Below are 26,350 nucleotides of genomic sequence, written 5' to 3'. Positions count from 1 at the left end.
CAAGTGGTCTTCGTGGTCTCTTTGATACCAACGATTTCTACTTCTTCACCTACCTTGACGATACCCTGCTCTACACGACCAGTTACTACCGTACCACGGCCTGAGATTGAGAATACATCTTCGATTGGCAGAATGAACGGCTTGTCGATTGCACGCTCTGGCTCTGGAATGTATGAATCCAGTGCTTCACCCAGCTCGATGATTTTCTTTTCCCATTCTGCGTCACCTTCCAGTGCTTTCAGAGCTGAGCCCTGAATGACTGGCAGGTCGTCACCTGGGAATTCATATTCTGAAAGCAGTTCACGTACTTCCATTTCTACCAGCTCAAGCAGCTCTTCATCATCTACCATGTCACACTTGTTCATGAATACGATGATGTAAGGTACGCCTACCTGGCGACCCAGCAGGATGTGCTCACGTGTCTGAGGCATTGGGCCGTCAGTCGCTGCTACTACCAGGATCGCGCCGTCCATCTGAGCAGCACCTGTGATCATGTTTTTAACGTAGTCAGCGTGTCCAGGACAGTCTACGTGCGCATAGTGGCGAGTAGGCGTGTCATATTCCACGTGTGAAGTCGCGATCGTGATACCACGCTCTTTTTCTTCTGGAGCGTTATCGATCTGGTCGAATGCCTGTGCGCTACCACCGTAAGTCTTTGCCAGTACAGTAGTGATCGCTGCAGTCAGTGTGGTTTTACCGTGGTCAACGTGGCCGATTGTACCGACGTTAACGTGCGGTTTCGTACGTTCAAACTTTTCTTTTGCCATTTTACGATTTTCCTAAGTTAAAAGTCCGACCCGCCAGTGGACCGGACCGAACCTTCATTAAGATTACATACGAGCGTCAATAATCGCCTGCGCAACATTGTTAGGCGCTTCGGCGTAATTGAAGAACTCCATTGAGTACGATGCACGTCCCTGCGTTGCAGAACGCAAATCAGTGGCATACCCAAACATTTCAGAAAGTGGCACCTTGGCTCGTACGATTTTAACGCCGCCTACGCCATCTTCCATTCCTTCGATCATGCCTCGACGACGATTTAGGTCGCCTACTACATCACCCATCCACTCTTCAGGAGTGGTTACTTCAACTTTCATGGTTGGCTCCAAAAGCACAGGGTTAGCCTCAGCTGCCCCTTTCTTGAAGCCCATCGAACCGGCGATCTTAAATGCCATTTCAGAAGAGTCAACATCGTGGAATGAACCATCGAATAACGTGACTTTGACATCTAAAACCGGATATCCAGCGAGCACACCGTTTATCATCTGCTCCTGAATGCCTTTATCAACCGCAGGGATATACTCTTTGGGTACCACCCCTCCGACGATTTGATTAACAAATTCGTAGCCTGCGCCTTCTTCCTGAGGCTCGATTTTCAGCCACACGTGGCCATACTGTCCACGACCACCAGATTGGCGAACAAACTTCCCTTCCACTTCAACTGATTTGCGGATTGTTTCTCGGTAAGCTACCTGTGGCTTACCAACATTACATTCAACGCTAAATTCACGCTTCATGCGGTCGACAATGATGTCCAGGTGCAATTCACCCATACCAGAAATGATCGTCTGTCCGGACTCTTCATCCGTATGTACGCGGAATGACGGGTCTTCTGCAGCCAGCTTGCCCAGAGCAATACCCATCTTTTCCTGATCTGCTTTTGATTTCGGCTCAACCGCAATTGAGATAACAGGCTCAGGAAACTCCATTCTCTCAAGCGTGATGATGTTATTTGGATCGCATAGCGTATCGCCAGTTGTGACGTCTTTCAGACCGATAGCCGCAGCAATGTCGCCGGCACGAACTTCTTTCAGTTCTTCTCTGTCTTTCGCATGCATTTGCACGATACGTCCAAATCGCTCGCGTTTGCCTTTGACCGGGTTATAAACAGTATCTCCAGTGTTTACCACGCCCGAATAACAGCGGAAAAACGTCAGCGTGCCCACAAAGGGGTCTGTGGCAATTTTAAATGCAAGCGCTGAGAATGGTTCGTTGTCGTCAGCGTGGCGATCTGCTTCCTTTTCGTTCTCTAATACGCCTCTGATCGGCGGTATATCAACTGGCGCTGGTAAGAATTCGATAACGGCATCCAATACTGCCTGAACGCCTTTATTCTTAAATGCTGAACCACAAGTGGCCAATACGATTTCGTTATTAAGCGTTCTGATACGCAGGCCTTGTTTGATTTCCTGCTCGGATAGGTCACCTTCTTCGAGATACTTATCCATCAACTCTTCAGACGCTTCGGCCGCGGCCTCGACCATGTTGACACGCATTTCTTCTGCGTGCTCTAGCATATCTTCCGGAATCGGATCGTAAGTAAAGGTCAATCCTTTATCTTCTTCATTCCAGTTGATCGCTTTCATTTTGATAAGATCAATAACACCTTTGAAGGTGTCTTCACTACCGATATTCAATTGAATCGGTACACAGTTGGCGCCCAGGCGCTTTCTAATCTGTCCTACGACGCGCTCAAAGTCGGCCCCCGCACGATCCATCTTATTGACGAATACCATGCGTGGTACCTGATATTTATTGGCCTGTCTCCAGACCGTTTCAGACTGTGGTTCAACACCAGATGAGCCACAGAATACAACGACCGCACCATCAAGCACACGCAGTGAACGCTCTACTTCAATAGTGAAGTCAACGTGTCCGGGAGTGTCAATAATGTTGATGCGGTGTTGATCGAACTGCTGTTCCATACCCGCCCAAAAACAGGTTGTTGCCGCTGAGGTGATCGTAATACCACGTTCCTGTTCCTGCTCCATCCAGTCCATGGTGGCAGCGCCGTCATGAACCTCACCCATTTTATGAGAGATCCCGGTATAGAACAGAACACGTTCGGTGGTAGTCGTTTTGCCCGCGTCTACGTGGGCAACGATGCCGATATTACGATAACGTTCAATCGGTGTTTTACGAGCCATACAATCCTCTTTAACAACAACCAGTTGGTTCTACCGGCTGGAACAACCGGCAGATTGGAATCAAATTACCAGCGGTAATGTGCAAACGCTTTGTTTGCTTCAGCCATACGGTGCACGTCTTCACGCTTCTTAACCGCAGAACCTTTGTTGTCAGCCGCATCCAGCATTTCTGCTGCAAGACGCTGTGCCATTGATTTTTCACCACGCTTACGGGCCGCTTCTACCAGCCAGCGCATACCCAGTGCATTGCGACGAACAGGACGAACTTCAACCGGAACCTGATAGGTTGAACCACCTACACGACGAGACTTAACCTCTACGGTAGGACGGATGTTGTCCAGTGCATCTTCAAATACATCCAGGTGCTCTTTGCCAGTTTTTTCAGCAACAATATCAAGCGCACCGTAAACGATTTTTTCAGCGACAGATTTCTTGCCGTCGAGCATTACGACGTTCATGAATTTGGCGAGTAATTGTGATCCGAACTTAGGATCCGGTAGGATTTTACGTTGACCTACGACTCTTCTTCTAGGCATCTTATATTCTCCGTGGAATTCAGGGGTAACCCAAAACTCTAAATTAATTCAGTTTGGCCTTACTAACGGAGAACCGTTAAGACTTGGGCCTTTTCGCGCCGTACTTAGAACGGGCTTGTTTACGATCGTTTACACCTGCGCAGTCCAAGGTACCGCGGACAGTGTGATAACGAACACCTGGCAGGTCTTTAACACGGCCACCACGAATCAGAACAACACTGTGTTCTTGCAGGTTGTGACCTTCACCACCGATGTATGACGATACTTCGTATCCGTTAGTCAGACGAACACGACATACTTTACGTAATGCAGAGTTCGGCTTCTTAGGCGTGGTGGTATATACGCGAGTACATACGCCACGACGCTGTGGGCAAGCTTGTAGAGCCGCTACGTTGCTTTTCGCAGCAGGCTTTCTACGGGGCTTACGCACCAACTGGTTAACTGTTGCCATTAACTAGCTCCTGATTAAAAACTACAAAAACCCGGAAACAACCGGGTGTTCTACTTAATGCGAGTGACTCGCTTCGGTTCCTACCATGAGGAACGTTTTACGCCCCGAAACCGTTATCTATACAGGTTCCCAAATTTCGGGTCGCGGGATCTTAATGACCAAACCCCGCACTGTCAAGGAAACTGCCGTTTATATGGACAGTTTCTTGGTGCGGGGTGTGAGATATCAGGGTGATGTTTGCCGCATAGTGCCTATACGGCATACATCAGTAAGCCTAATATTATTCCTGTGCGTCCGGGCTTTCTGACACTTCAGCATTCAGTGCTTCGGTCAGAGCCTGTTCTGCCTCAGCAGCAGATACTGACGGATCCTGCTCTTCAACCATACGTGACGCAGCACGCTTCTGGTGATAAGCAAAACCGGTACCGGCTGGGATCAGACGACCGACAATGACGTTTTCTTTCAGACCACGCAAATCGTCTTCTTTGCCCTGAACCGCTGCTTCGGTCAGTACGCGCGTCGTTTCCTGGAACGAGGCCGCAGAAATGAACGACTCCGTAGACAGTGACGCCTTTGTGATACCCAACAGCTGAATCTCATATTGTGCCGGGATCTTGCCCTGACGCTCAAGTTCGCGGTTGGCGATCTTGACGTTTGACACTTCAACCTGCTCGCCTTCCAGGAACTGGCTATCACCTGGGTGAGTGATCAGACACTTACGTAGCATCTGGCGAATAACGACTTCAATGTGCTTGTCGTTAATCTTAACACCCTGCAGACGGTAAACTTCCTGTACTTCGTTGACGATGTAGTTGGCTACTGCACTGATACCGCGCAGACGCAAAATATCGTGTGGAGACTCAGGACCGTCAGCAATGACTTCACCTTTCTCAACGGATTCCCCTTCGAACACATTGAGCTGACGCCACTTAGGAATCATCTCTTCATACGGGTCACCATCTTTAGGAGTGATCACCAAACGCTTCTTACCTTTGGTCTCTTTGCCGAAGCCAATCGAACCAGAGATTTCAGCAAGAATGGCTGGCTCTTTCGGCTTACGCGCTTCAAACAGGTCAGCAACCCGCGGCAGACCACCGGTGATGTCACGTGTCTTCGAGCTTTCCTGAGGAATACGAGCCAGTACGTCACCAGGCTGTGCAACCTTGCCTTCTGACGCTTCAATAGTGGTAAAGCTTGGCAGGCGGATTTCCTGTAAACCAACCTCATCACTTTCAAGAATCAGCTTAGGCTCTTTGGCATTGGCCTTAGACAGGTCTTTAACCACGATACGGGTAAGACCAGTCAGCTCGTCCTGCTGCATCTCAGTGTTGCTGTCGTCAACGTCAGCGAAGCTAATCTTCGCAGCGCGTTCCACGATAATTGGGTGACTATGCGGATCCCAGTTAGCAACGATGTCGCCAGCGTTTACATGTGCACCATCATCAATTGTCAGCACCGCACCATAAGGCACTTTATAGCGCTCTTTCTCACGGCCCTGGTCATCAATCATGGTCAGCTCAGTTGAGCGAGACACGATAACAATCTTGTCTTCGGTGTTACGCACATACTTGGCATTGTGCATTTTCAGCGTACCAGAGGTTTTCACCTGTACACTGTTTTCTGCAGACGCTCGAGATGCCGCACCACCGATGTGGAATGTACGCATGGTCAGCTGTGTACCAGGTTCACCGATTGACTGTGCTGCAATAACACCCACGGCTTCACCGTTGTTAACCATGTGTCCGCGCGCCAAATCACGACCGTAACACTTCGAACACACGCCGAAGTCGTTGTCACAGGTGATAACTGAGCGCACCATAACCTGGTCAACTGAGTTGGCTTCCAACATGTCTACCAACTGCTCATCAAGCATCACATTACGTTCAACCAGCACTTCATCCGTGCCCGGTTTAAGAATGTCTTCAGCCACAACGCGGCCCAATACGCGCTCGCGCAGCGGTTCAACAACGTCACCACCTTCAATCAGCGGTGTCATCTTCACGCCTTCATATGTGCCACAGTCTTCATTGGTGATAACCAAATCCTGTGCAACGTCAACCAGACGACGAGTCAGGTAACCTGAGTTTGCCGTCTTCAAGGCAGTATCGGCCAAACCTTTACGTGCACCGTGCGTTGAGATGAAGTACTGCAAAACGTTCAGACCTTCACGGAAGTTTGCAGTAATGGGTGTTTCGATGATGGAGCCGTCTGGCTTGGCCATCAGACCACGCATACCAGCCAGCTGTCGAATCTGTGCGGCACTACCACGAGCACCAGAGTCAGCCATCATAAACACAGAGTTGAACGAGTCCTGCTCTTCAATTTCACCATCGCGATTCGTCACCTGCTCTTTTGACAGGTTAGCCATCATCGCTTTGGCAACACGCTCGTTGGCAGCAGACCAGATATCGATAACTTTGTTATAACGCTCACCAGCCGTAACAAGACCGGACTGGAACTGCTCCTGAATGTCTTTCACTTCAGCTTCAGCACCGTCAATAATTTCAGTCTTCTCGTCTGGGATGACCATGTCATCAATACCGATAGATGCACCTGCAATCATCGCATAGTGGAAACCGGTATACATGATTTGGTCGGCAGCAATAACCGTATCTTTCAGACCCAGCTTACGATAACAGGCGTTCAGCAGCTGAGAGATCTGCTTTTTCTTCATTGGCTGGTTAAGCAGCTCGAATGGCAGACCTTTGGGCAGGATCAAAGACAGAATCGCACGACCAACGGTCGTTTCCATCAATGATACTTTTTCAGTTTTGTTGCCGTCTTCGTCAACGTCAAACTCAGTGATGCGGACTTTCACACGTGAATGCAGCTCAGCGTTACCTGTACGGTAGGCTTTTTCAGCTTCGTGCGGGCTGGTAAATACCATGCCTTCGCCTATGCCATTGACCTTATCGCGAGTCATATAATACAGGCCCAATACAACGTCCTGTGAAGGTACGATGATTGGTTCACCGTTAGCAGGTGCCAGGATGTTATTGGTTGACATCATCAGCGCACGTGATTCCAACTGCGCTTCAATAGTCAGCGGTACGTGAACCGCCATCTGGTCACCGTCGAAGTCGGCGTTGTAAGCAGCACACACCAATGGGTGCAGCTGAATAGCTTTACCTTCGATTAGCGTAGGTTCAAACGCCTGGATACCCAGACGGTGCAGCGTAGGCGCACGGTTGAGCAGAACCGGGTGTTCACGGATAACGTCATCAAGAACGTCCCATACCTCAGGTGCTTCGCGTTCAACAAGCTTCTTCGCTGCCTTGATCGTAGTCGCTAGACCACGAGCTTCCAGTTTGCCGTAAATGAATGGCTTGAACAGCTCCAATGCCATTTTCTTAGGCAGACCACACTGGTGTAAACGCAGTGTCGGGCCAACGGTAATAACTGAACGGCCAGAATAGTCTACTCGCTTACCAAGCAGGTTCTGACGGAAGCGACCTTGCTTACCTTTGATCATGTCGGCAAGAGACTTCAACGGACGCTTGTTCGAACCGGTAATGGCACGACCGCGGCGGCCGTTATCGAGCAGTGCATCAACTGCTTCCTGCAACATACGCTTTTCGTTACGTACGATGATATCAGGTGCAGCAAGATCCAACAGGCGCTTCAAACGGTTATTTCGGTTGATAACACGACGATACAAATCGTTCAGATCTGATGTGGCAAAGCGGCCACCGTCAAGCGGTACCAATGGGCGCAGGTCTGGCGGCAAAACCGGCAACACTGTCATGATCATCCACTCTGGCTTGTTGCCAGACTGTTGGAATGATTCAAGCAGTTTAAGGCGCTTGGTGATTTTCTTACGCTTGGTTTCTGAGTTAATCGAAGGTAGCTCTTCGCGCATTGCGGCTACATCGCCATCAACGTCGAGCACTTTCAACAGCTCAAATACCGCTTCTGCACCCATTTTGGCTTCAAATTCGTCGCCATGCTCTTCAAGTGCGTCCAGATATTCTTCTTCGGTCAGAAGCTGGCTACGCTCAAGCGTCGTCATACCCGGTTCGGTCACTACATAGCTTTCAAAATACAACACACGCTCGATATCACGCAGCGTCATATCCAGCATCAGACCGATGCGGCTTGGTAATGACTTGAGGAACCAGATGTGTGCAACCGGGCTAGCCAGCTCGATGTGACCCATACGTTCACGACGCACTTTGGTCAGTGTGACTTCAACACCACACTTTTCACAAATTACACCACGATGCTTGAGGCGCTTGTATTTACCACACAAACACTCATAGTCCTTTACAGGACCGAAGATGCGTGCACAGAACAGACCATCCCGTTCAGGCTTGAACGTACGGTAGTTGATGGTCTCTGGTTTCTTCACTTCACCAAATGACCAGGAACGGATCATGTCCGGAGAAGCCAGTCCGATTCGAATATTATCGAATTCTTCTGTCTTGTTCTGTTGCTTAAGAAACTTGAGTAAGTCTTTCACATTTTTCTCCCAGCGGAGTCTTGATTTTCGCTGCGCCAACGGCGCAGCGTTCCTGTCTTTTTGCTACGGCAGCCGTAAGCAACGCGTTACTGCTGTTCCAGCTCAATGTTGATACCCAGTGAACGGATTTCTTTCAACAGTACGTTGAACGATTCCGGCATGCCAGGTTCCATGCGGTGGTCGCCGTCCACGATGTTCTTATACATCTTGGTACGACCGTTCACATCGTCCGACTTAACGGTCAACATTTCCTGCAGCGTATAAGCAGCACCGTATGCTTCAAGTGCCCACACTTCCATCTCACCGAAGCGCTGGCCACCGAACTGAGCTTTACCACCCAGTGGCTGCTGCGTAACCAGGCTATATGAGCCAGTTGAACGCGCGTGCATCTTGTCGTCAACCAAGTGGTTAAGTTTCAGCATGTACATATAGCCAACGGTAACCGGACGCTCGAATGCGTTCCCTGTACGACCATCAAACAATGTAATCTGACCACTCTCCGGCAAATCGGCAAGTTTCAGCATTTCTTTGATTTCAGCTTCTGTCGCACCGTCAAATACTGGCGTAGCAACAGGTACACCTTTACGCAGGTTCTCTGCCAGGCGTTTCACTTCATCATCAGAGAAGTTATCCAAATCAACCGACTGATGTGATGAGCCGAGTGAGTAAACGTCTTTCAGGAACTCTCGAAGTTTGGCCACTTCCTGAGCTTCTTTGATCATGCGGTCAATCTTCACGCCCAGTCCGTGAGCAGCCATACCCAGGTGAGTTTCAAGTACCTGACCGATGTTCATACGTGATGGAACACCCAGCGGGTTGAGCACGATATCAACGGGTACACCGTTTTCATCATGAGGCATATCTTCAACCGGCTGAATGGTTGAAATAACACCTTTGTTACCGTGACGACCGGCCATTTTGTCACCAGGCTGAATGTGACGTTTAACAGCAAGGTACACTTTAACAATCTTCAGCACGCCTGGTGCCAGATCATCGCCTTGCGTGATCTTGCGGCGTTTGCCTTCAAACTTCTTGTCAAAGTCTTCTTTGATTTCAGTGTACTGATCGGCGATCTGATCCAAGTCAGACTGCGCGTCTTCATCTTTCAGCGTAATGTCAAACCACTTTTCACGTGGCATGCCGTCAAGCTTGGCTTCATCAGTACCGGCCTTAATCAACAGATTGCGGGCGCGAGCAAAGATGCCGTCGGCGAGAATATTGAACTCGTCACCGAGATCCTTCTTGACCTGACGCAGCTGCATATCTTCGATTTCCAGTGCGCGCTTGTCTTTTTCAACGCCGTCACGGGTGAAAATCTGAACGTCAATAACGGTGCCGTGTACGCTGTTTGGTACACGCAGTGACGTATCTTTCACGTCAGATGCTTTTTCACCGAAAATTGCACGCAGGAGTTTTTCTTCCGGTGTCAGTTGAGTTTCGCCTTTAGGCGTCACTTTACCGACCAGGATGTCACCGCCTTTCACTTCAGCACCGATGTAGACGACGCCTGACTCATCCAACTTAGACAGCGCAGATTCACCCACATTAGGAATGTCAGCACTGATTTCTTCTGGCCCAAGCTTGGTATCACGAGCGATACAGCTTAGCTCCTGGATATGGATGGTAGTGAAACGGTCTTCCTGTACAACCCGCTCAGAAATAAGAATCGAGTCTTCGAAGTTGTAACCGTTCCAAGGCATGAATGCGATACGCATGTTCTGACCAAGAGCCAGTTCACCAAGGTCGGTTGACGGACCGTCTGCCAACACATCACCTGCGACGATAGGGTCACCAACGTTACAGGTAGGCTTTTGGTTGATACAGGTGTTCTGGTTTGAACGCGTGTACTTAGTCAGGTTGTAAATATCAATGCCTGCTTCACCAGCAAACATTTCTTCTTCATTCACCTTCACTACGATGCGAGATGCATCAACGTAATCGATGACACCACCACGCTTGGCAACCACGGTCACACCAGAGTCAACCGCTACGGTTTTCTCCATGCCGGTACCTACCAGCGGCTTATCAGCACGCAGTGTCGGAACGGCCTGACGTTGCATGTTTGACCCCATCAGTGCACGGTTCGCATCGTCGTGCTCAAGGAATGGGATAATGCTGGCCGCAATCGATACGATCTGCTGTGGAGAGACGTCCATATACTTAATGTCTTCGACAGACATCAGCGTTGTCTCACCACGATAGCGACATGGGATCAGGTCTTCAGTCAGCTTGCCATTCTCGTCCAGTTCAACGTTTGCCTGCGCAATCGCGTACTGACCTTCCTCAATGGCTGACAGATAATCGATCTCGTCAGTGACGACGCCATTTTCAACTTTACGGTATGGTGTTTCCAGGAATCCGAAGTCGTTGGTACGTGCAAAACTCGCAAGTGAGTTGATCAGACCGATGTTCGGGCCTTCTGGTGTTTCAATTGGACAAACACGACCGTAGTGGGTGGGGTGTACGTCACGGACTTCAAAGCCTGCACGTTCACGTGTCAAACCACCTGGCCCCAACGCAGAAATACGACGCTTGTGCGTAACTTCTGACAGCGGGTTGTTCTGGTCCATAAACTGAGACAGCTGGCTTGAGCCAAAGAACTCTTTAACCGCTGCAGAAATAGGCTTCGCGTTGATCAGATCCTGTGGCATTACCGCATCTAAATCGCCCAGACTCAGGCGCTCTTTTACGGCACGCTCAACGCGTACAAGTCCGACGCGGAACTGGTTCTCTGCCATTTCACCGACGCTACGAATACGACGGTTGCCGAGGTGATCGATATCATCGACATCATCTTTACCGTCACGGATAGCAATCAACTGTTGCATTACCGCAATAATATCTTCTTTTTCAAGCGTACCTGAGCCGGTGAGTTCATCACGGCCTAAGCGGCGATTGAACTTCATGCGGCCAACAGAAGACAGATCATAACGGTCTTCAGAGAAGAACAGGTTATCGAACAGCGTTTCAGCGGCATCTTTTGTTGGTGGTTCACCAGGACGCATCATGCGGTATATTTCAACCAACGCTTCTAGACGGTTTGATGTACCATCAATACGCAAGGTATCTGAAATGTAAGAGCCGTGATCAAGTTCATTGATGTACAACGTCTCAAATTCAGTGATCCCTGCATCGACCAGTGCCTGAAGATTTTCCAGCGTCAGTTCATCGTTGGCGTGAACCAGGACTTCGCCAGTCTCTTCGTTAATATAACCACGGGCGTATACTTTACCGGCCAGATATTCAGCCGGTACTTCCAGCTCTGTAATGCCGGCTTTTTCCAGCGCACGAGTGTGTCGCGCTGAGATACGACGTCCGGTTTCAACCAGTACGTTGCCTTCGCCATCGATGATGTCGAATTGAGCTGTCTCACCGCGTAAGCGATCAGGCACAACGTCCATCATCAGCTTTTCGCCATCGACACGCACCATGTTCTTTTCAAAGAAGGTATCCAGAATCTCTTCTGTCGCCATATCCAACGCGCGCAGAATGATTGATGCAGGCAGTTTGCGACGACGGTCGATGCGGACAAACAGGTTGTCTTTCGGGTCAAATTCAAAATCTAACCACGAACCACGGTAAGGGATTACCCGTGCGTTATAGAGCACTTTTCCTGACGAGTGAGTCTTACCTTTGTCGTGATCAAAGAATACACCAGGTGAACGGTGTAGCTGAGAAACGATTACACGCTCAGTACCATTGATAACGAAGGTACCGTTTTCCGTCATTAACGGAATTTCACCCATGTACACTTCTTGTTCTTTAATATCTTTTACAGTACCTGGGGCGGCTTCTTTATCAAACAATACCAGACGCAGCTTAACGCGCAGAGGTGCGGAGAAAGTGACACCACGGATTTGACATTCTTTAACGTCAAAAACGGGTTCACCTAGACGATAACTCACGTATTGTAATTCTGAGTTACCTGAGTAACTTTTTATTGGAAATACGGAACGAAATGCTGCTTCCAAGCCGTATTGACCATCGGGATCGATGTCAATGAACTTTTTGAAAGAATCTAGCTGAATTGAAAGAAGGTATGGAATTTCCAGTACCTGTGGGCGTTTGCCAAAATCCTTACGGATACGTTTCTTTTCGCTATAGGAGTAAACCATGGGTTCCTCAGCCTGCTGATTTTTGACCCAACTTGCTGTCTGCCGGCCGACAAACAACAAACTTCCAGCACCCTTTTGCCGGATAATCCGACAGCATACACCAAAACTTCCGGCTTGATTAGCTAAGCGTTTGGTTTTATGCCATTTTTAGTTTTAATTGCGCTGATAAAGCGGATAGAAACTTCAGGGTGTAAAGTGCCTATCCTACAGCGCAAAAAGGCTGGTGATCAAATAATCACCAGCCTATGCCTTTTCAGGCGAGCAATTGCCTATTGGCAATTACTTGATTTCAACTTCAGCGCCAGCTTCTTCAAGCTGCTTCTTCAGTTCTTCGGCTTCTTCTTTGCTCACGCCTTCTTTGATAGCTTTAGGAGCAGATTCAACTACTTCTTTCGCTTCTTTCAGGCCCAGGCCAGTTGCGCCACGTACTGCTTTGATAACAGCAACTTTGTTGCCACCGAATGAAGTCATTACAACGTCGAATTCAGTCTTTTCTTCTGCAGCTTCAGCAGCAGCAGCAGGACCTGCAGCTACTGCAACAGCAGCAGTTGCTTCAACGCCGAATTTTTCTTCAGCTGCTTCGATCAGCTCAACCAGTTCCATTACTGGCATTTCTGCGATCGCGTTCAAGATATCTTCTTTAGTCAGAGCCATTTCTCTAAACTCCCGGGTTAAATGTTAAAAAATTCAAATCTTCAAAGACAAGTAGATTCAGGCGGCTCGCCTTAACCTTGTTTCTCGTCTTTGATCGCCGCCAATACGCGCACAAATTTGGTAGGCACTTCGTTGATCGTGCGAACGAACTTGCCAACCGGTGCTTTGAAGGTAGCGAGCAATTTCGCCAGAGCTTCGTCGCGAGTAGGCAGTGATGCAACTGCATCCAGTTTTTCTGGACCCAGCAAACCACTACCGATAGAAAGTGCAGTCACTTTCAGCTTGTCATTCCCTTTCGCGTAGTCTTTGAAAAGACGCGCCGCACCACCAGGTGCATCCAGAGAGAAGCCGTAGATCAGCGGACCTGTAAGGGCGCTGTCCATATCGCTAAACTTACTGTCTGCAAGTGCACGCTTCGCCAACGTGTTACGTACTACTCGTAAGTAAACGCCTTGTTCGCGAGCTTTCACACGCAGGTCAGTCAGTTCTGCAACTTCCATCCCGCGGTATTCAGCGACGGCAACGGATAGAGCACGAGATGCAACGTCATTAACTTCCGCTACGATCTCTTTTTTAGCTGCTAAACCTAGTGCCACTGAGTTCACCTCTTAAAAAACTGACATCCGTTGGCCTAAGCCTCTGTCTGCCAGAGTTCACAGATTGATGTAAAACCGAAGTCTTACACCGCTCTACGGTGTTCGATTTCCCAGAGAGTCTGAGTCAAACCACCGTCTGCGCAGGCTTGATGATTAAGCGTTCCATTAGCACAGAGGCTCTCTTACTTCCTCTGCTGGTGCGCACCTGCGGTCTAGGACGGGAGTCATGCATTTATGGCTTACGCCGATGATGACTCCAACCCAAAACCTTTAAAGAGAACGTCCAATCGAAACTGAACGCAGTATGTTCTTATGCCTGTTGGCTGATAGAACCCTGGTCAAGCACCACGCCTGCACCCATAGTAGTGCTCAGGCTGATTTTCTTGATGTAGGTTCCTTTAGCAGAAGAAGGCTTCGCTTTCTTCAGTGCTTCCAACAATGCTTCCAGGTTTTCCTGGATCTGCTTAGGCTCGAACGCAATCTTGCCGATGCTGGCATGAATGATGCCGTTCTTGTCGTTGCGGTAACGAACCTGACCTGCTTTAGCATTTTTAACTGCGGTTGCAACGTCTGGCGTTACAGTACCAGTCTTAGGGTTAGGCATCAGGCCGCGTGGACCTAAGATTTGACCTAACTGACCAACAACGCGCATCGCGTCTGGGGAAGCAACAACCACGTCAAAGTCCATTTCGCCTTTCTTAACCTGCTCAGCCAGGTCTTCCATACCAACGATGTCAGCACCCGCTTCTTTCGCAGCGTCAGCGTTCGCACCCTGAGTGAAAACTGCAACGCGTACATCTTTGCCTGTACCGTTTGGCAGAACTGTCGCACCACGAACGTTCTGGTCTGATTTACGCGCATCGATGCCGAGGTTAACAGCAACGTCTACGCTTTCAGGGAACTTGGCAGTCGCAAATTCTTTCAGGAGGGCTACGGCTTCTTCAAAACCGTACTCTTTAGTCGCATCGACTTTTTCGCGAATTGCGCGAATCTTCTTTGATAACTTGGCCATGTATTAGTCCTCCACTACCAGGCCCATGCTGCGCGCAGAGCCAGCGATGGTGCGAACTGCTGCGTCCAGATCGGCTGCAGTCAGGTCAGGTTCTTTAGTCTTAGCAATCTCTTCCAACTGAGCGCGAGTCACTTTACCCACTTTCTCAGTATTAGGACGACCAGAACCACTCTTGATGCCTGCTGCTTTCTTCAGTAGGAATGAAGCAGGTGGAGTTTTCGTTTCAAAAGTGAATGAACGATCTTCGTAAACAGTGATTTCTACAGGTACCGGTGCACCTTTCTCCAGGCTTTCTGTTTTGGCGTTAAACGCTTTACAGAATTCCATGATGTTTACGCCGTGTTGACCCAAAGCTGGACCAACCGGTGGGCTTGGGTTTGCAGCACCAGCTGCAACCTGCAGCTTGATTAAGCCGGTTACTTTTTTAGCCATGATGTGTCTCTCAAATGTGGGTTAAACGCCTCGCAAACACTGAGAATGTCTGCTCAAACGGCTCCCCGGTTCAATAAAAGGCCGCGAATTATAGGCGAGTTTTTAAGCGCACGCAAGGCTAATTTGAATAGTAATTAACGCGTTAGGCTAGATATTCAGTTGGTTTATTGGTCAACGCGCCAATGTAATCGTCAATTTAACCAATTCGAAACGTGTTATTTTGGCGTGCTTAGCTATATATCATTGTTTTTATTGAACTTTACAAAGTGGCCTAATGATTGCTGAATATTCCTGATACGACACCTATACTGATTTATCTACCTTGATTGAGGAGCACACTATGGATTCAGGTATGATTTTTGTCTTGGTAATACTTTTCGCATTTGTATTGCCAATTGTTTTCTTTGGTATTTGGACAACGCATAAAAAAGAAATGGCCAAAGCTGACACCAAGTTAAATAGTTCCGAAAAGGAAAACCTCAAAAACGAACTGGCGGCAGTCAAAAGTCGTCTTGAAGTACTTGAGGCCATTGTGACCGACAAAAAATATCAGTTGAATGAAGAGATTGGTCAGTTAAGTCGGAGCGAAGATCGATTGAATTAGTTAAACGTCATCGAAGAATGTTCGTAAAAGCTAAAGAACAGTCATCCCAAAATTTTTTGCGCCACCGTCATCCCGGAATTTTCGGAGAAAATGTCCGGGATCTCTAACCATATTCCAAATGTGAAAAAACTCGCCTTAGCGAGTTTTTTGGTATCTATCAACACCCCTTCCCTGGTGCTTGGTTCTTGGTGCTTGCTGCTAGCCGCGACATCCTGTCGCGTCGCTAATTGCCTATTTGAGTGACGTTAAGTCACTCAAATTCGCTACGCGACTTTTATTGCTATAAAACAACAGCACTTCCTGTGGCCTAGTTCCAGCCCGGACTTCCTCACAAGGCGTGCCCGTCCGGTCGTAAAATCTTTTTTCGAGTGATTACCTATCACTCGAAATTGCCCGAAGGGCAACCAAGATTTTACCCCTTTTCAACCTGTGAAAATTCCAGTTCTACCGGTGTTGAACGGCCAAATATGAGTACCGATACTTTCAGGCGGTTCTTCTCGTAATCGACTTCTTCTACAACACCGTTGAAATCTGCGAACGGACCATCTGTAACGCGAACCACTTCGCCTGGCTCGAACAGTGTTTTTGGTTTCGGCTTATCAACCGACTCTTCAAGACGATTCAGAATAGCGTCAGCTTCTTTCTTGCTGATTGGCATTGGACGGTCTGATGTACCACCAATAAAGCCCAGTACACGCGGTACGCTTTTGACCAGGTGCCATGAGTCTTCATTCATTTCCATCTCCACCAGCACATAGCCAGGGAAGAACTTGCGCTCGCTTTTACGCTTCTGCCCGGCACGCATTTCAACCACTTCTTCAGTGGGAACCAGCACTTCACCAAAGTAATCTTCCATACCGTGCATTTTGATATGTTCTAACAGAGTCTTCTGTACGCGAGCCTCATAGCCGGAGAACGCTTGAACGACGTACCATTTTTTCTCAGACATATCAGACTCCAATTCCTGTGATGAAACCAACAACCCGCACAATGATACCGTCCAGTCCCCACAGTAATAGTGCAACTACCACCGTAGCGGCTAATACTATCAGGGTTGTTTGCGTGGCTTCCTGGCGTGTTGGCCAAATGACCTTGCGAACTTCAATTCGTGCATCTTTAGAAAAGCTCAGGAACGCAGCGCCTTTTTCTGTCGTGCTGGCAATAAAGCCCGCGATGACGATGGCGACCACTGCGCCTAATGCCCGATACAATACAGACATTTCTTCATACATGTTGTTGGCAACAACAACGCCACCAAGCAATGCAATAACTATTAACCACTTCAGCATGTCTAAAGGGTTGGACGAATTTTCAGTCTTCTCGCTCATGCTTTATTCCAGCAATAAATGGGTTTTACCTGTACCAAGTCATCTATGACCTGATCCAATAAATATTCTGGCAGGGGTGGAGGGATTTCCTCAGTTACATCCTGTAACTGACCGCAAGCGGCGCGACGCGGTACAAATCGTTCCCGACGATTTGTCAAACCCAGTGGTGGTTCTCACCCTCCACTGTTTCGCTCTGCGAGCACACTGATGGAATCATTCCATCCTGCACAGTTTCAAATTTTCAGTTGGCAGGGGTGGAGGGACTCGAACCCCCAACCATCGGTTTTGGAGACCGCTGTTCTACCAATTCGAACTACACCCCTGCAATCACCGGTCGCCCTTTTGTGCTCCGGATTTTAGTTACACTTCCCTTGTGATGCGTCTGCCAGAAACTTGGAAAAACGGGATGTCACATAGGGAGGGACGCGTATTATACCTATCCTTTAAGGTTATACAACCGTTGCTATAGAGTTGAATTTGAGCATGTCATTCAAGACCAAGAAAACCGCCGGTTTGGTGTGCCCATAACTTGGCATAGATGCCATTCTGCGCAAGTAATTCCTGATGAGTCCCCTGCTCTACCACCTTGCCCTCGTCCAACACCAGCAACCTGTCCATTTGCGCAATCGTTGATAGTCTGTGCGCAATAGCTAGCACGGTTTTATCTTGCATAATTTTATTAAGACACTGCTGGATCGCGACCTCAACTTCAGAATCAAGGGCCGATGTCGCTTCGTCCAGAATAAGGATCGGCGCGTCTTTTAGCATCACCCGGGCAATGGCGATACGTTGGCGTTGCCCGCCTGATAACTTAACGCCTCTCTCCCCCACATGCGCATCGTAACCGTTTCGGCCACTATGGTCTGAAAGTCGCTGAATAAATTCATGTGCTTCAGCCTGCTGTGCCGCACGCAGCATATCTTCGTGACTGGCGTCTTCGCGCCCGTAAATAATATTGTCGCGCACCGACCGATGCAGCAATGAGGTGTCCTGCGTCACCATACTGATATGCTTGCGAAGACTTTCCTGACTGACCTGACTGATATCCTGTCCATCTACGCGAATGGCCCCGCCATTTATATCGTAAAAACGCAATAATAAATTCACCAACGTCGACTTGCCGGCGCCGGAACGCCCAACCAGTCCCACTTTCTCGCCTGCTTTGATATCGATATTTAAGTTATCAAAAACCTTGATAGTATTGCCGGCATTGCCGGGATAACTGAAGCTAACGTTATCAAAGCTAATCTGACCGCCAGAGACCACCAGGTCGGTCGCATTATCTTTATCTTTTACTTCTGTCGGTAGCGATAGCGTGTTAATGCCATCCTGGACAGTACCAATATTTTCGAACAGCGCCGACACTTCCCACATCACCCATTGCGACATGCCATTCAACCTCAGGCACAGGCTCACTGCGACCGCTATGTCGCCCGGCGTAACGATCCTCTCCATCCAAAGATAAATGGATAATGCCGCCATACTGAATACCAACAATGAGTTACTCAGCCAGACACAGCCTTTTAACACCGTCACCAGGCGCATTTGTGGATACACGGTGTGTAAAAATCCGTCCATCGCATCGCGCGCGTAATTCTCCTCGCGCTGACTATGTGAGAACAGTTTGACCGTCATGATGTTGGTGTAGCTGTCAACAATACGCCCTGTCATTAGCGAGCGTGCATCGGCCTGACGTTGCGATACTTTTTTGAGGCGCGGGATCAATGCTCTCAATATGACGATATAGGCAACAAACCACACCACCAAAGGCATTGCCAAGCGCCAGTCGGTGCTAAATATCAGCACCAGCATGCTGACAAAATACACGCCGATATAGACCATCAAATCGAGCAGCTTCATCACCGTCTCGCGAACCGACAGTGCAGTTTGCATAACTTTCGTCGCAACTCGTCCGGCAAACTCATTCTGGAAAAAACTCATGCTTTGTCTGACCAGATAGCGATGAGCTTGCCAGCGGATACTCATAGGGTAGTTGCCGAGTAAAGACTGGTGAACCAGCATCGAATGCAGCATGACGCTGCCAGGAAGTAATATCAGTACTACTGCTCCCATCCAGATGAGTGATGCTGACTCTTCCTGTATGAACGTCTCCCGATCCCGCTCTGCGAACCAGTCAACCAACTGTCCCAGGTAGCCCATCAGGGAAACTTCCAGAATGGCGATAAGAGCACTCAATATCGACACGATAATCAGTGTTGGCCACATCCCCGCAGAATAATAACGACAGAAAGCGACAAGGCCTTGAGGTGGTTGACCCGGCTGCACCGGTGGATAAGGGTTAGTCAGTCGTTCAAAAAAGGAAAACATGAAACAGTAGATTATGCCGACAGGAAAACATACAGGATACCCGATCTTCTCTCATCGGGTTCAATCGATACGGAATTATTTATTCGAGCGGAACCTGACCTATCGCTTTTAGCTTTTCATTTACCGTTTGCCGATGTTGAGCTTGCCATTGTGCTAAGGTCAGAGAAGCATCTTTCTGTGCGCGTTGCTGGGCGATATTGTGGGCTTGCGACGCTTGTTCCTTCGGCACAACGGCAATGCCCTCTTCATCCGCTACGATGATATCGCCAGGATGCACATGAACGCCGCCACAGACGACCGGCTGATTAAGGGGGTCGAACGCTTTCTTCGCGCCGGGTTTGGGTATGACACCACGACCGAAGACTGGAAACTGCATATCGCGGACTTCGGCAATATCTCGGATACAGCCATCTACTACAAAGCCAGCGATACCCCGCTGCTGCGCGATGGCACAGACGTTTCCACCCGCTAAAGCATATTCGTCGTCGGCCTCAACAACAATAATATCGCCCGGCGCGGCGGCATAAATTGCTGCATGCAGCATCAGGTGATCACCTGGCGCACAGCGTGCAGTGAAGGCAGGCCCCGCAATACGTGGAATGCCCTGCCAGAGGGGCCGAATACTGTGATGCAGGAACTGGCTGCGTGGCAGTGCATCCGCTAAATCACAAGGGGAAATGTCAGTAAAGTCCACGAGCCATCAACTCCTGTTAGATGAAGCGCATTATCAGCATAATTGTCCAGTACGCACAGATCAGAAACTGCACAAGAAACAGCAAAAATCTGAGCTGGATCGCAGCATTACTGATGGAAACAATATGCACTATGGATTGGCCGACCCTCGCCGCTAACAGCCACAATGCCAGCGGGTCAGTAATAGCGGTAACATCAAGTGCCATTGCCATTAGCATCAGACCGCCGATAAAACTAAAACTCTCTACACAGTTGGCTTGAGCGCGAGTCAATCTATAGCCCAACTCAGGTACGTCAAAACCGTCGGCCTGAAATCGTAGTCCCTTATGTTGACCGCTAATCGCCATAACACTTCGGTAGGTTGCCAACGCAAGGAGTAACAGGAGTGTCCAGCCGATATAGCCAGCTAACGCTAATATGGTTGCATTCATTTTCTTATCCTTTTTTCACCACTGTACTGCAGATGTGGACGTGATGCTATGGTGCAGATTATTGGAAAAACGTTATTTAATGGCTGACCATGCCATCAGAAAGCCTCGTCCCACAGACAGTGTTTGTCCTTCTATTTTCCCATTCATTGTCATCCTGCCCGAGGTAGAGTAAACACCGCTATTATCAGACGTCATAACAGAAAAAATTAGGTATTCGTCTTTGAAGGTATATCGAGCGCTATCAAATGGCGTGCCGTAGAAGTTTCCATCTAAGGTTCCATCCTCATTGACCGCAGATATCATCATGGTTGTGGTTGACGGTTTTGCTGTGGGCGAAAAATACAAGGAAACCTGCCATGCGCCGATAAATTGCTTTGCTAATTGAGGGTAGAAATCAGCACTGTCATCAGCGACAACATGATTGCCAAGAAAAACAGTGAGTAAAACACTGACCTCTTTCCATCCGATTTTTCGTTGCATTGGGACAGACTCACGATTGCGCGTTACTTAAAAGTAGCGCGTGTAAACAGAGATTCAAACATTGAAAAGCCTTGCTTCATTCTTTTCTTGCCCCTGCAGCACAGGCCGAAAAGAGGCCTGTATTCATTCAACAACGCCACACAGCTGAGGAAAAGTCTTTCAAATATACTTGTCTTGAACTGCGTACAAACGACCGATATAAAAAATATCGAAAACTGTCTATTACTAGCTACACTGGATTTAACGTAGATATCGTTGTCCTGAATAGCGATCTAAGACGTTGTCGCGTTAAGGATAAGACATGAAAAAAACAATAGGCTTTTGGAGATCTTGGGCATTGGTTGTCGGCACCATGATCGGTAGCGGCATCTTCCTCATACCAAGTGTTCTAGCGCCTTATGGATCAATCAGTCTTCTGGGTTGGTTTCTTACCGCATTTGGGGCATTACTGATTGCACTAACTCTCGGTTCATTATCCACAAGGGTGGAAAAAGAAGGTGGGCCTTATGCGTATTGTCACGAATTAATCGGCCCTGCAGTCGGCTTTTTCATGGGCTGGGGACTTTGGGTATCCTTTTGGCTTGCGATAGCAGCATCTTCTCTTGCTTTCTCAGGCTATGTGTCTGCGATGTTTCCCCTGTTTGATCACGAGGGAGTATTCCGAACATTAATTTCGTTATTACTTGTGTGGTGTCTGGCATCATTTTTTCTGTTAGGTATACGGGGAGTTGGCTTTCTACAATTGCTCACCACTATTCTTAAATTGATGCCGTTGCTTTTGATCCCAGCGTTAGGCTTTTTGTATGGCGATCAGTCACTCAGTGAAACGTTGGTTTACAACAAAGAAGTCGGCTTTTTTGAACAGATATCAAAGGTGATTTTAATCACCATGTTTGCTTTCCTGGGTATTGAAGTTGCAACGATTCCAGCGAATGAAACCATTAACCCGAAGAAAACCATCCACAGAGCATTATTTTTTGGATTACTATCGGTCAGTTTTGTGTACTTTTTTGCGACGATGGGGGTATGGCTTGCGTTACCCACTGACGCTTTATCAAATTCACCTTCCCCATTTGCTGACGCGGCAGAAATACTGATAGGTCCGATTGGCGCGACTGTGATTACGATAGGCATCATGATTTCTATCATTGGCTCTATGAATGGCTCTTTGCTTGCCGCTGTCCTGCTGCCTCAGAGTATGGCCAGCGACAAGCTGTTTCCTAAAATGTTTCAGGATAAGAATAAATACGAGGCGCCTTGGAAATCTCTGGCTATCGTAGTGATGTTGATTTCTGTGGTTTTATTACTCGGATCTACTACAAATTTAGTGACCTATTATGAAAAACTTCTCATTCTTTCGACCCTGACCGCGATACTTCCTTTTGCAGCATGCGCTATAGCCGAATTAGTTCTGCAAGTCAGAGAGCGACATTCGCATTCCATAAATATATTCACATTACTTCGCGCCCTCGGTGCACTCATATTCTCAGTCTGCATGATCATTGGTGGTGGGTTAGAGTCCGTCATTTATGGTGCTTTTATTCTAGCTGCCGGGGCTCCCATATATCTTCGATATAAAAGAACCAATAGATGAGATATTCAGTCTTAATCTGGTGTAGAGTTATTTCACATGAGTAGCCACCCCTCAGATACACATGGCGCTGTTAAAAAAAGAAACCTTTGTTCGTCTGCTCTTTGAATCTGGCTTAATCATATTCAGCGTTATGCTCGCGTTATTCCTTGATGAATACAGGGTCACTTTAAAACAGGAAGCAGCAACTCAAAAAGCGCTGTCTAATATTAAGCAAGAAATGCAAACCAATTTAACCGTGCTAAGGAAGTGGTATGACTATCACTCTCAAGTCGCTGTAAATATCGATCAGGTTTTACAATCGGACGACATCCCTAAAGAAGACTTTATCAAAGATGACGAAGTGCATTATTTTTCTGTCATGCCTCAGGGGGTTGTGCAGGACTTAATCGACGATTCTGCCTGGAACGCGTTTAAATCAACTGAATCTTATGCAAATCTAGAATTTGAAGTCATGCTGGTGCTCTCAAGAGTGTATAACCTTCAGCAATCCGGTGTAAAAAACACATTGCAGCTTATACTAAGTCACTTCTCTGGTAATGATTTTCTGGATCAAGAAAAGCTAAAAAACAATTTGATTCTGTTGAGAAGATCGTTTCGAGAAATTGCCTCGCAGGAAGCTTATCTTATTAGCGAATATGATTACGCCCTGAAGCATCTGGAAGATAACAATGGTTGATGGCCACACGTTAATTTTCTTGGCGTAAACTTGAAACTTATCCTTTTCACACACTGTTACAAGTTTGCACCGCGTGAAAGCTCAAGAATGTTTATATTATGACCATTATTTCGCGCTTTAAGGATTTTTATGAAACGGATGCTTCCGCTTCTTGCTGCTGCGCTCCTGTCTGGGGGCGTCAACGCAGACAACCACTCAACCACACCGCTAACGACTCAGGATATACTCAATATTCTTGCCCATCCCGAACGTTCTGACGCCGACAAGGCAAGAGACGCAGCCCGACAGCCTGCCAACGTTCTGACATTTTCTGACGTACAAAGGGGCTACACGGTGCTTGACATGAATGCCGGTGATGGTTGGTACACGGAACTGCTATCGCTGGCAGTAGGCGACAGTGGCAAGGTGTACATGCACAATGATGAAATTTATTTCCCATTTGCACAGAAAGACTTACAAACACGCACGCAAGATAATCGACTGAGTAATGTTGAACGTCTGGACAATGTGGCCGTTGAGGCCATTGCTCTGACAGACAAAAGTGTTGACCTCGCATTTGCCTCATTAAGCTATCACGATTTGTTTTTTACCGATTATGAACGTGACGGTGAAACCGTTGTATTGAGGTCAGAGGCGGTAGATTATCAAGCTGCGTTAAGCACGATCCATCGCATACTCAAGGACGACGGCGTTTTTGTCGTTATCGACCATATCGGGCAAGCAGGATCAGGAGATGAAGCATCAAATACGCTGCATCGTATTGATCCGAAAAGAGTCAAATACCAATTTTCTCAATCTGGGTTTAGACTGGTCGAGCAAGCCTATTACCTTGCTAATGCTGACGACGATTACACGAAGTCAGTGTTTGACCCGGCGCTCAGGGGTAAAACTGACCGTTTCATTTTTAAATTCGCAAAGAAGTAACACACTATGTTTAGAAAACACACGATTGTTACCGCACTCGCATTAGGCGGTCTGGTAGCCTGTAGCCCTGCACCTGAGACAACGACACCTCAGTCGGCAACCAGCGATGAACAGGCCCCTGTGACGCAGTTGGATTCTGGCGTCTATGTTGAAAATATGGATACCTCAGTGCATCCCGGCGATGACTTTTTCCGCTATGTAAATGGTGCTTGGGTCGATAATCTCACTATACCCGCAGACAAATCCAGTTACGGCAGCTTTGTTATTTTACGAGACGAAGCACAAGACGATGTAATGAACATCATCCGCTCATCAGCTGAAGGTGACTTTGCCGATGGTAGCGATGAGCAAAAGGTCGGCGATTTATATCGCTCTTATATGGATAATGAGGCTCGTAATGCATTGGGCATAGCACCACTCAAGCCCCAGCTTGAGCTTATCGATAACATTGACAGCTATGATGCATTGGCAGCGTATTTTGCCCGAGCCAGCAAATACGGCTTCGGCGCACCATTCAATACCGCCCAGTACGTCGATTTCAAAGACCCATCAACCTATATGATTTACAGCTGGCAGGCTGGCCTTGGCCTGCCTGAGCGTGAATATTATTTCAACGAGGACGACGCCAGCGTTGAGATTCGCAATGCCTACGTTGAGCATATCGCACGCATGTTTGAACTGGCAGGTTTCGAGTCGCCACAGGCAAGTGCGGATATGATCATGGCACTGGAGACCCGGCTTGCCGAACAGCACATGAAAAAAGAGCAAACCAGAAACATGGTGGCGCTCTATAACAAAGTGCCGGTGGCTGAACTCAACGAGCTGATGCCGAATTTCAACTGGTCTGCCTATCTGCAAGAGGCACAGCTAACGGATCTTGATGGACTGGTTGTAACTCAAATGGACTATATGCGTGAGCTTGATGGCATCATCCAGTCTGTATCTCTGCAAGACTGGAAAACCTATCTGAAGTGGGGCCTGTTGAATGCAAGTGCCACACGCCTAAGTGAAGAGCTGGATAAGGCGAATTTCGCATTTTACGGCGCTGTATTAAGGGGTGTAGAAGAGCAGGAGCCGCAGTGGCGTCGCGCAGTGAGTCTGTTAAACGCCCATGTTGGTGAGATCATCGGCAAAGTATATGTTAAGCAGCATTTCCCACCAGAAGCCAAAGCTCGTATGGAAGAACTGGTCGCTAACCTGCTTAAAGCCTATGAGCAAAGTATCAAAGAACTGGACTGGATGACCGACGAAACACGAGCGCAGGCACTGGACAAACTGGCTAAGTTTACGCCCAAGATTGGTTACCCTGACAAATGGCGTGATTATTCACTTCTAACCGTTGCTGAAGATGATCTGTTTGGCAATCTGATGCGCTCGGCAGATGCCCAATATCAGCAAATGCTGGATAAACAGGGCGGTCCTGTAGACAAGACCGAGTGGCAGATGACACCTCAGACGGTAAATGCTTATTACAATCCGCCAATGAACGAAATCGTGTTCCCCGCTGCCATTTTGCAACCGCCGTTTTTCAACATGCAGGCTGACGATGCGGTCAACTATGGAGGCATTGGTGCGGTAATAGGCCATGAAATTGGCCACGGTTTCGACGACTCTGGAAGTACGTTTGACGGTGACGGCGTGCTACGTAACTGGTGGACAGATGCCGATAAACAAGAGTTTGAAAAGCGCACTGGCAAACTTGTTGCCCAATATGATCAATTCGAAGTCATGGAAGGCCTCAACGTCAACGGCGAATTCACACTTGGTGAAAATATCGGCGACCTGGGCGGTATCAGTATTGCTCACAAAGCCTACAAGCTGTCGCTGCAAGGCGAGCCTGCCCCTGTGTTAGATGGGTTCACTGGTGATCAACGTGTGTTCATCGGCTTCGCTCAGGTTTGGGCCAGTAAGTACCGTGATGAAGCGCTACGCAATCAGGTGAACACCGATCCTCATTCGCCAGCCGTGTTCAGAACCAATGGACCGCTGCGCAATGTGCCTGAGTTCTACGAGGCATTCGATGTTACGCCTCAGAATGCGTTGTATCTGGCACCGGAAGAACGGGTAAAAATCTGGTAATAAAATTTCCGTAGCGCGCGTCATCGCGTGC

The 26,350-nt window shown here is 48.2% G+C and carries 21 protein-coding genes and 1 tRNA gene; 5 read left to right on the top strand and 17 right to left on the bottom strand.

Annotated elements, in window-relative coordinates; genetic code table 11:
- The 10 genes from G441_RS0112925 to rplK all read right to left on the bottom strand — a co-directional run.
- The coding region (locus G441_RS0112925) for an elongation factor Tu (RefSeq protein WP_026376746.1) at positions 1 to 767 on the bottom strand (767 nt) is incomplete at its 3' end.
- A 63-nt stretch (positions 768 to 830) separates the two neighbouring features.
- Positions 831 to 2,927: an elongation factor G gene (gene fusA / locus G441_RS0112920; RefSeq protein ID WP_026376745.1), complete on the bottom strand. Its 2,097-nt coding sequence runs from the start codon at positions 2,925 to 2,927 to the stop codon at positions 831 to 833.
- Between the two features lie 65 nt (positions 2,928 to 2,992).
- A complete protein-coding gene (gene rpsG, locus G441_RS0112915; protein ID WP_026376744.1) occupies positions 2,993 to 3,463 on the bottom strand; it encodes a 30S ribosomal protein S7 in 471 nt (156 codons plus the stop codon).
- A gap of 76 nt (positions 3,464 to 3,539) precedes the next feature.
- Entirely contained in the window at positions 3,540 to 3,914 is a 375-nt protein-coding gene (gene rpsL / locus G441_RS0112910) for a 30S ribosomal protein S12 (RefSeq protein ID WP_026376743.1), read from the bottom strand.
- 280 nt (positions 3,915 to 4,194) lie between these two features.
- Entirely contained in the window at positions 4,195 to 8,373 is a 4,179-nt protein-coding gene (gene rpoC / locus G441_RS0112905; protein WP_026376742.1) for a DNA-directed RNA polymerase subunit beta', read from the bottom strand.
- 86 nt (positions 8,374 to 8,459) lie between these two features.
- Positions 8,460 to 12,488 (bottom strand): DNA-directed RNA polymerase subunit beta, encoded by a 4,029-nt coding sequence (rpoB, locus tag G441_RS0112900; RefSeq protein ID WP_026376741.1) that lies wholly within the window; start codon positions 12,486 to 12,488, stop codon positions 8,460 to 8,462.
- 279 nt (positions 12,489 to 12,767) lie between these two features.
- Positions 12,768 to 13,142 carry a 50S ribosomal protein L7/L12 gene (gene rplL, locus G441_RS0112895; RefSeq protein ID WP_026376740.1) on the bottom strand — a complete coding sequence of 125 codons (375 nt, stop codon included), beginning with the start codon at positions 13,140 to 13,142 and terminating at the stop codon, positions 12,768 to 12,770.
- A gap of 71 nt (positions 13,143 to 13,213) precedes the next feature.
- Complete coding sequence (gene rplJ, locus G441_RS0112890) at positions 13,214 to 13,738, bottom strand: 50S ribosomal protein L10 (protein WP_026376739.1); 525 nt, start codon at positions 13,736 to 13,738, stop codon at positions 13,214 to 13,216.
- Positions 13,739 to 14,048: 310 nt separating this feature from the next.
- The gene (gene rplA, locus G441_RS0112885) at positions 14,049 to 14,750 is read right to left on the bottom strand and encodes a 50S ribosomal protein L1 (protein WP_026376738.1); all 702 of its coding nucleotides are present in this window, start codon (positions 14,748 to 14,750) and stop codon (positions 14,049 to 14,051) included.
- Positions 14,751 to 14,753: 3 nt separating this feature from the next.
- Complete coding sequence (gene rplK / locus G441_RS0112880) at positions 14,754 to 15,182, bottom strand: 50S ribosomal protein L11 (protein WP_026376737.1); 429 nt, start codon at positions 15,180 to 15,182, stop codon at positions 14,754 to 14,756.
- Positions 15,183 to 15,522: 340 nt separating this feature from the next.
- Here rplK and G441_RS0112875 point away from each other — a divergent pair, with 340 nt between their 5' ends.
- A complete protein-coding gene (locus G441_RS0112875) occupies positions 15,523 to 15,786 on the top strand; it encodes a DUF2746 domain-containing protein (RefSeq protein ID WP_026376736.1) in 264 nt (87 codons plus the stop codon).
- Between the two features lie 412 nt (positions 15,787 to 16,198).
- Here G441_RS0112875 and nusG read toward each other — a convergent pair whose 3' ends face one another.
- The 7 genes from nusG to G441_RS0112840 form a co-directional block, all read right to left on the bottom strand.
- Positions 16,199 to 16,735, bottom strand: a complete 537-nt coding sequence (gene nusG / locus G441_RS0112870; RefSeq protein ID WP_026376735.1) for a transcription termination/antitermination protein NusG — start codon at positions 16,733 to 16,735, stop codon at positions 16,199 to 16,201.
- Between the two features lies 1 nt (position 16,736).
- Positions 16,737 to 17,114, bottom strand: coding sequence for a preprotein translocase subunit SecE (secE, locus tag G441_RS0112865; RefSeq protein WP_026376734.1), 378 nt, complete (start codon positions 17,112 to 17,114; stop codon positions 16,737 to 16,739).
- Between the two features lie 246 nt (positions 17,115 to 17,360).
- A tRNA-Trp gene (locus G441_RS0112860) sits at positions 17,361 to 17,437 on the bottom strand.
- Positions 17,438 to 17,600: 163 nt separating this feature from the next.
- Complete coding sequence (locus G441_RS0112855) at positions 17,601 to 19,442, bottom strand: ABC transporter ATP-binding protein (protein WP_026376733.1); 1,842 nt, start codon at positions 19,440 to 19,442, stop codon at positions 17,601 to 17,603.
- Positions 19,443 to 19,521: 79 nt separating this feature from the next.
- Entirely contained in the window at positions 19,522 to 20,136 is a 615-nt protein-coding gene (locus tag G441_RS0112850) for an RraA family protein (RefSeq protein ID WP_026376732.1), read from the bottom strand.
- 16 nt (positions 20,137 to 20,152) lie between these two features.
- Positions 20,153 to 20,566 carry an MAPEG family protein gene (locus G441_RS0112845; RefSeq protein WP_026376731.1) on the bottom strand — a complete coding sequence of 138 codons (414 nt, stop codon included), beginning with the start codon at positions 20,564 to 20,566 and terminating at the stop codon, positions 20,153 to 20,155.
- A 72-nt stretch (positions 20,567 to 20,638) separates the two neighbouring features.
- On the bottom strand, positions 20,639 to 21,046 hold the full coding sequence (locus G441_RS0112840; RefSeq protein WP_026376730.1) for a hypothetical protein: 408 nt from the start codon (positions 21,044 to 21,046) through the stop codon (positions 20,639 to 20,641).
- Positions 21,047 to 21,347: 301 nt separating this feature from the next.
- On the opposite strand from G441_RS0112840, the gene G441_RS0112835 reads away from it, so the two are divergent.
- The 4 genes from G441_RS0112835 (at position 21,348) to G441_RS0112820 (ending at position 26,319) form a co-directional block, all read left to right on the top strand.
- The gene (locus tag G441_RS0112835; RefSeq protein WP_026376729.1) at positions 21,348 to 22,640 is read left to right on the top strand and encodes an APC family permease; all 1,293 of its coding nucleotides are present in this window, start codon (positions 21,348 to 21,350) and stop codon (positions 22,638 to 22,640) included.
- A 61-nt stretch (positions 22,641 to 22,701) separates the two neighbouring features.
- Positions 22,702 to 23,316, top strand: coding sequence for a hypothetical protein (locus tag G441_RS0112830; protein ID WP_026376728.1), 615 nt, complete (start codon positions 22,702 to 22,704; stop codon positions 23,314 to 23,316).
- Between the two features lie 129 nt (positions 23,317 to 23,445).
- Positions 23,446 to 24,240, top strand: coding sequence for a class I SAM-dependent methyltransferase (locus G441_RS0112825; RefSeq protein ID WP_026376727.1), 795 nt, complete (start codon positions 23,446 to 23,448; stop codon positions 24,238 to 24,240).
- A gap of 6 nt (positions 24,241 to 24,246) precedes the next feature.
- A complete protein-coding gene (locus tag G441_RS0112820; RefSeq protein ID WP_026376726.1) occupies positions 24,247 to 26,319 on the top strand; it encodes a M13 family metallopeptidase in 2,073 nt (690 codons plus the stop codon).
- The last annotated feature ends 31 nt before the right edge of the window (positions 26,320 to 26,350 follow it).

It is taken from the genome of Aestuariibacter salexigens DSM 15300 (assembly GCF_000429145.1).
Taxonomy (GTDB): domain Bacteria; phylum Pseudomonadota; class Gammaproteobacteria; order Enterobacterales; family Alteromonadaceae; genus Aestuariibacter; species Aestuariibacter salexigens.
This window is presented reverse-complemented; position numbering and strand designations above follow the sequence as displayed.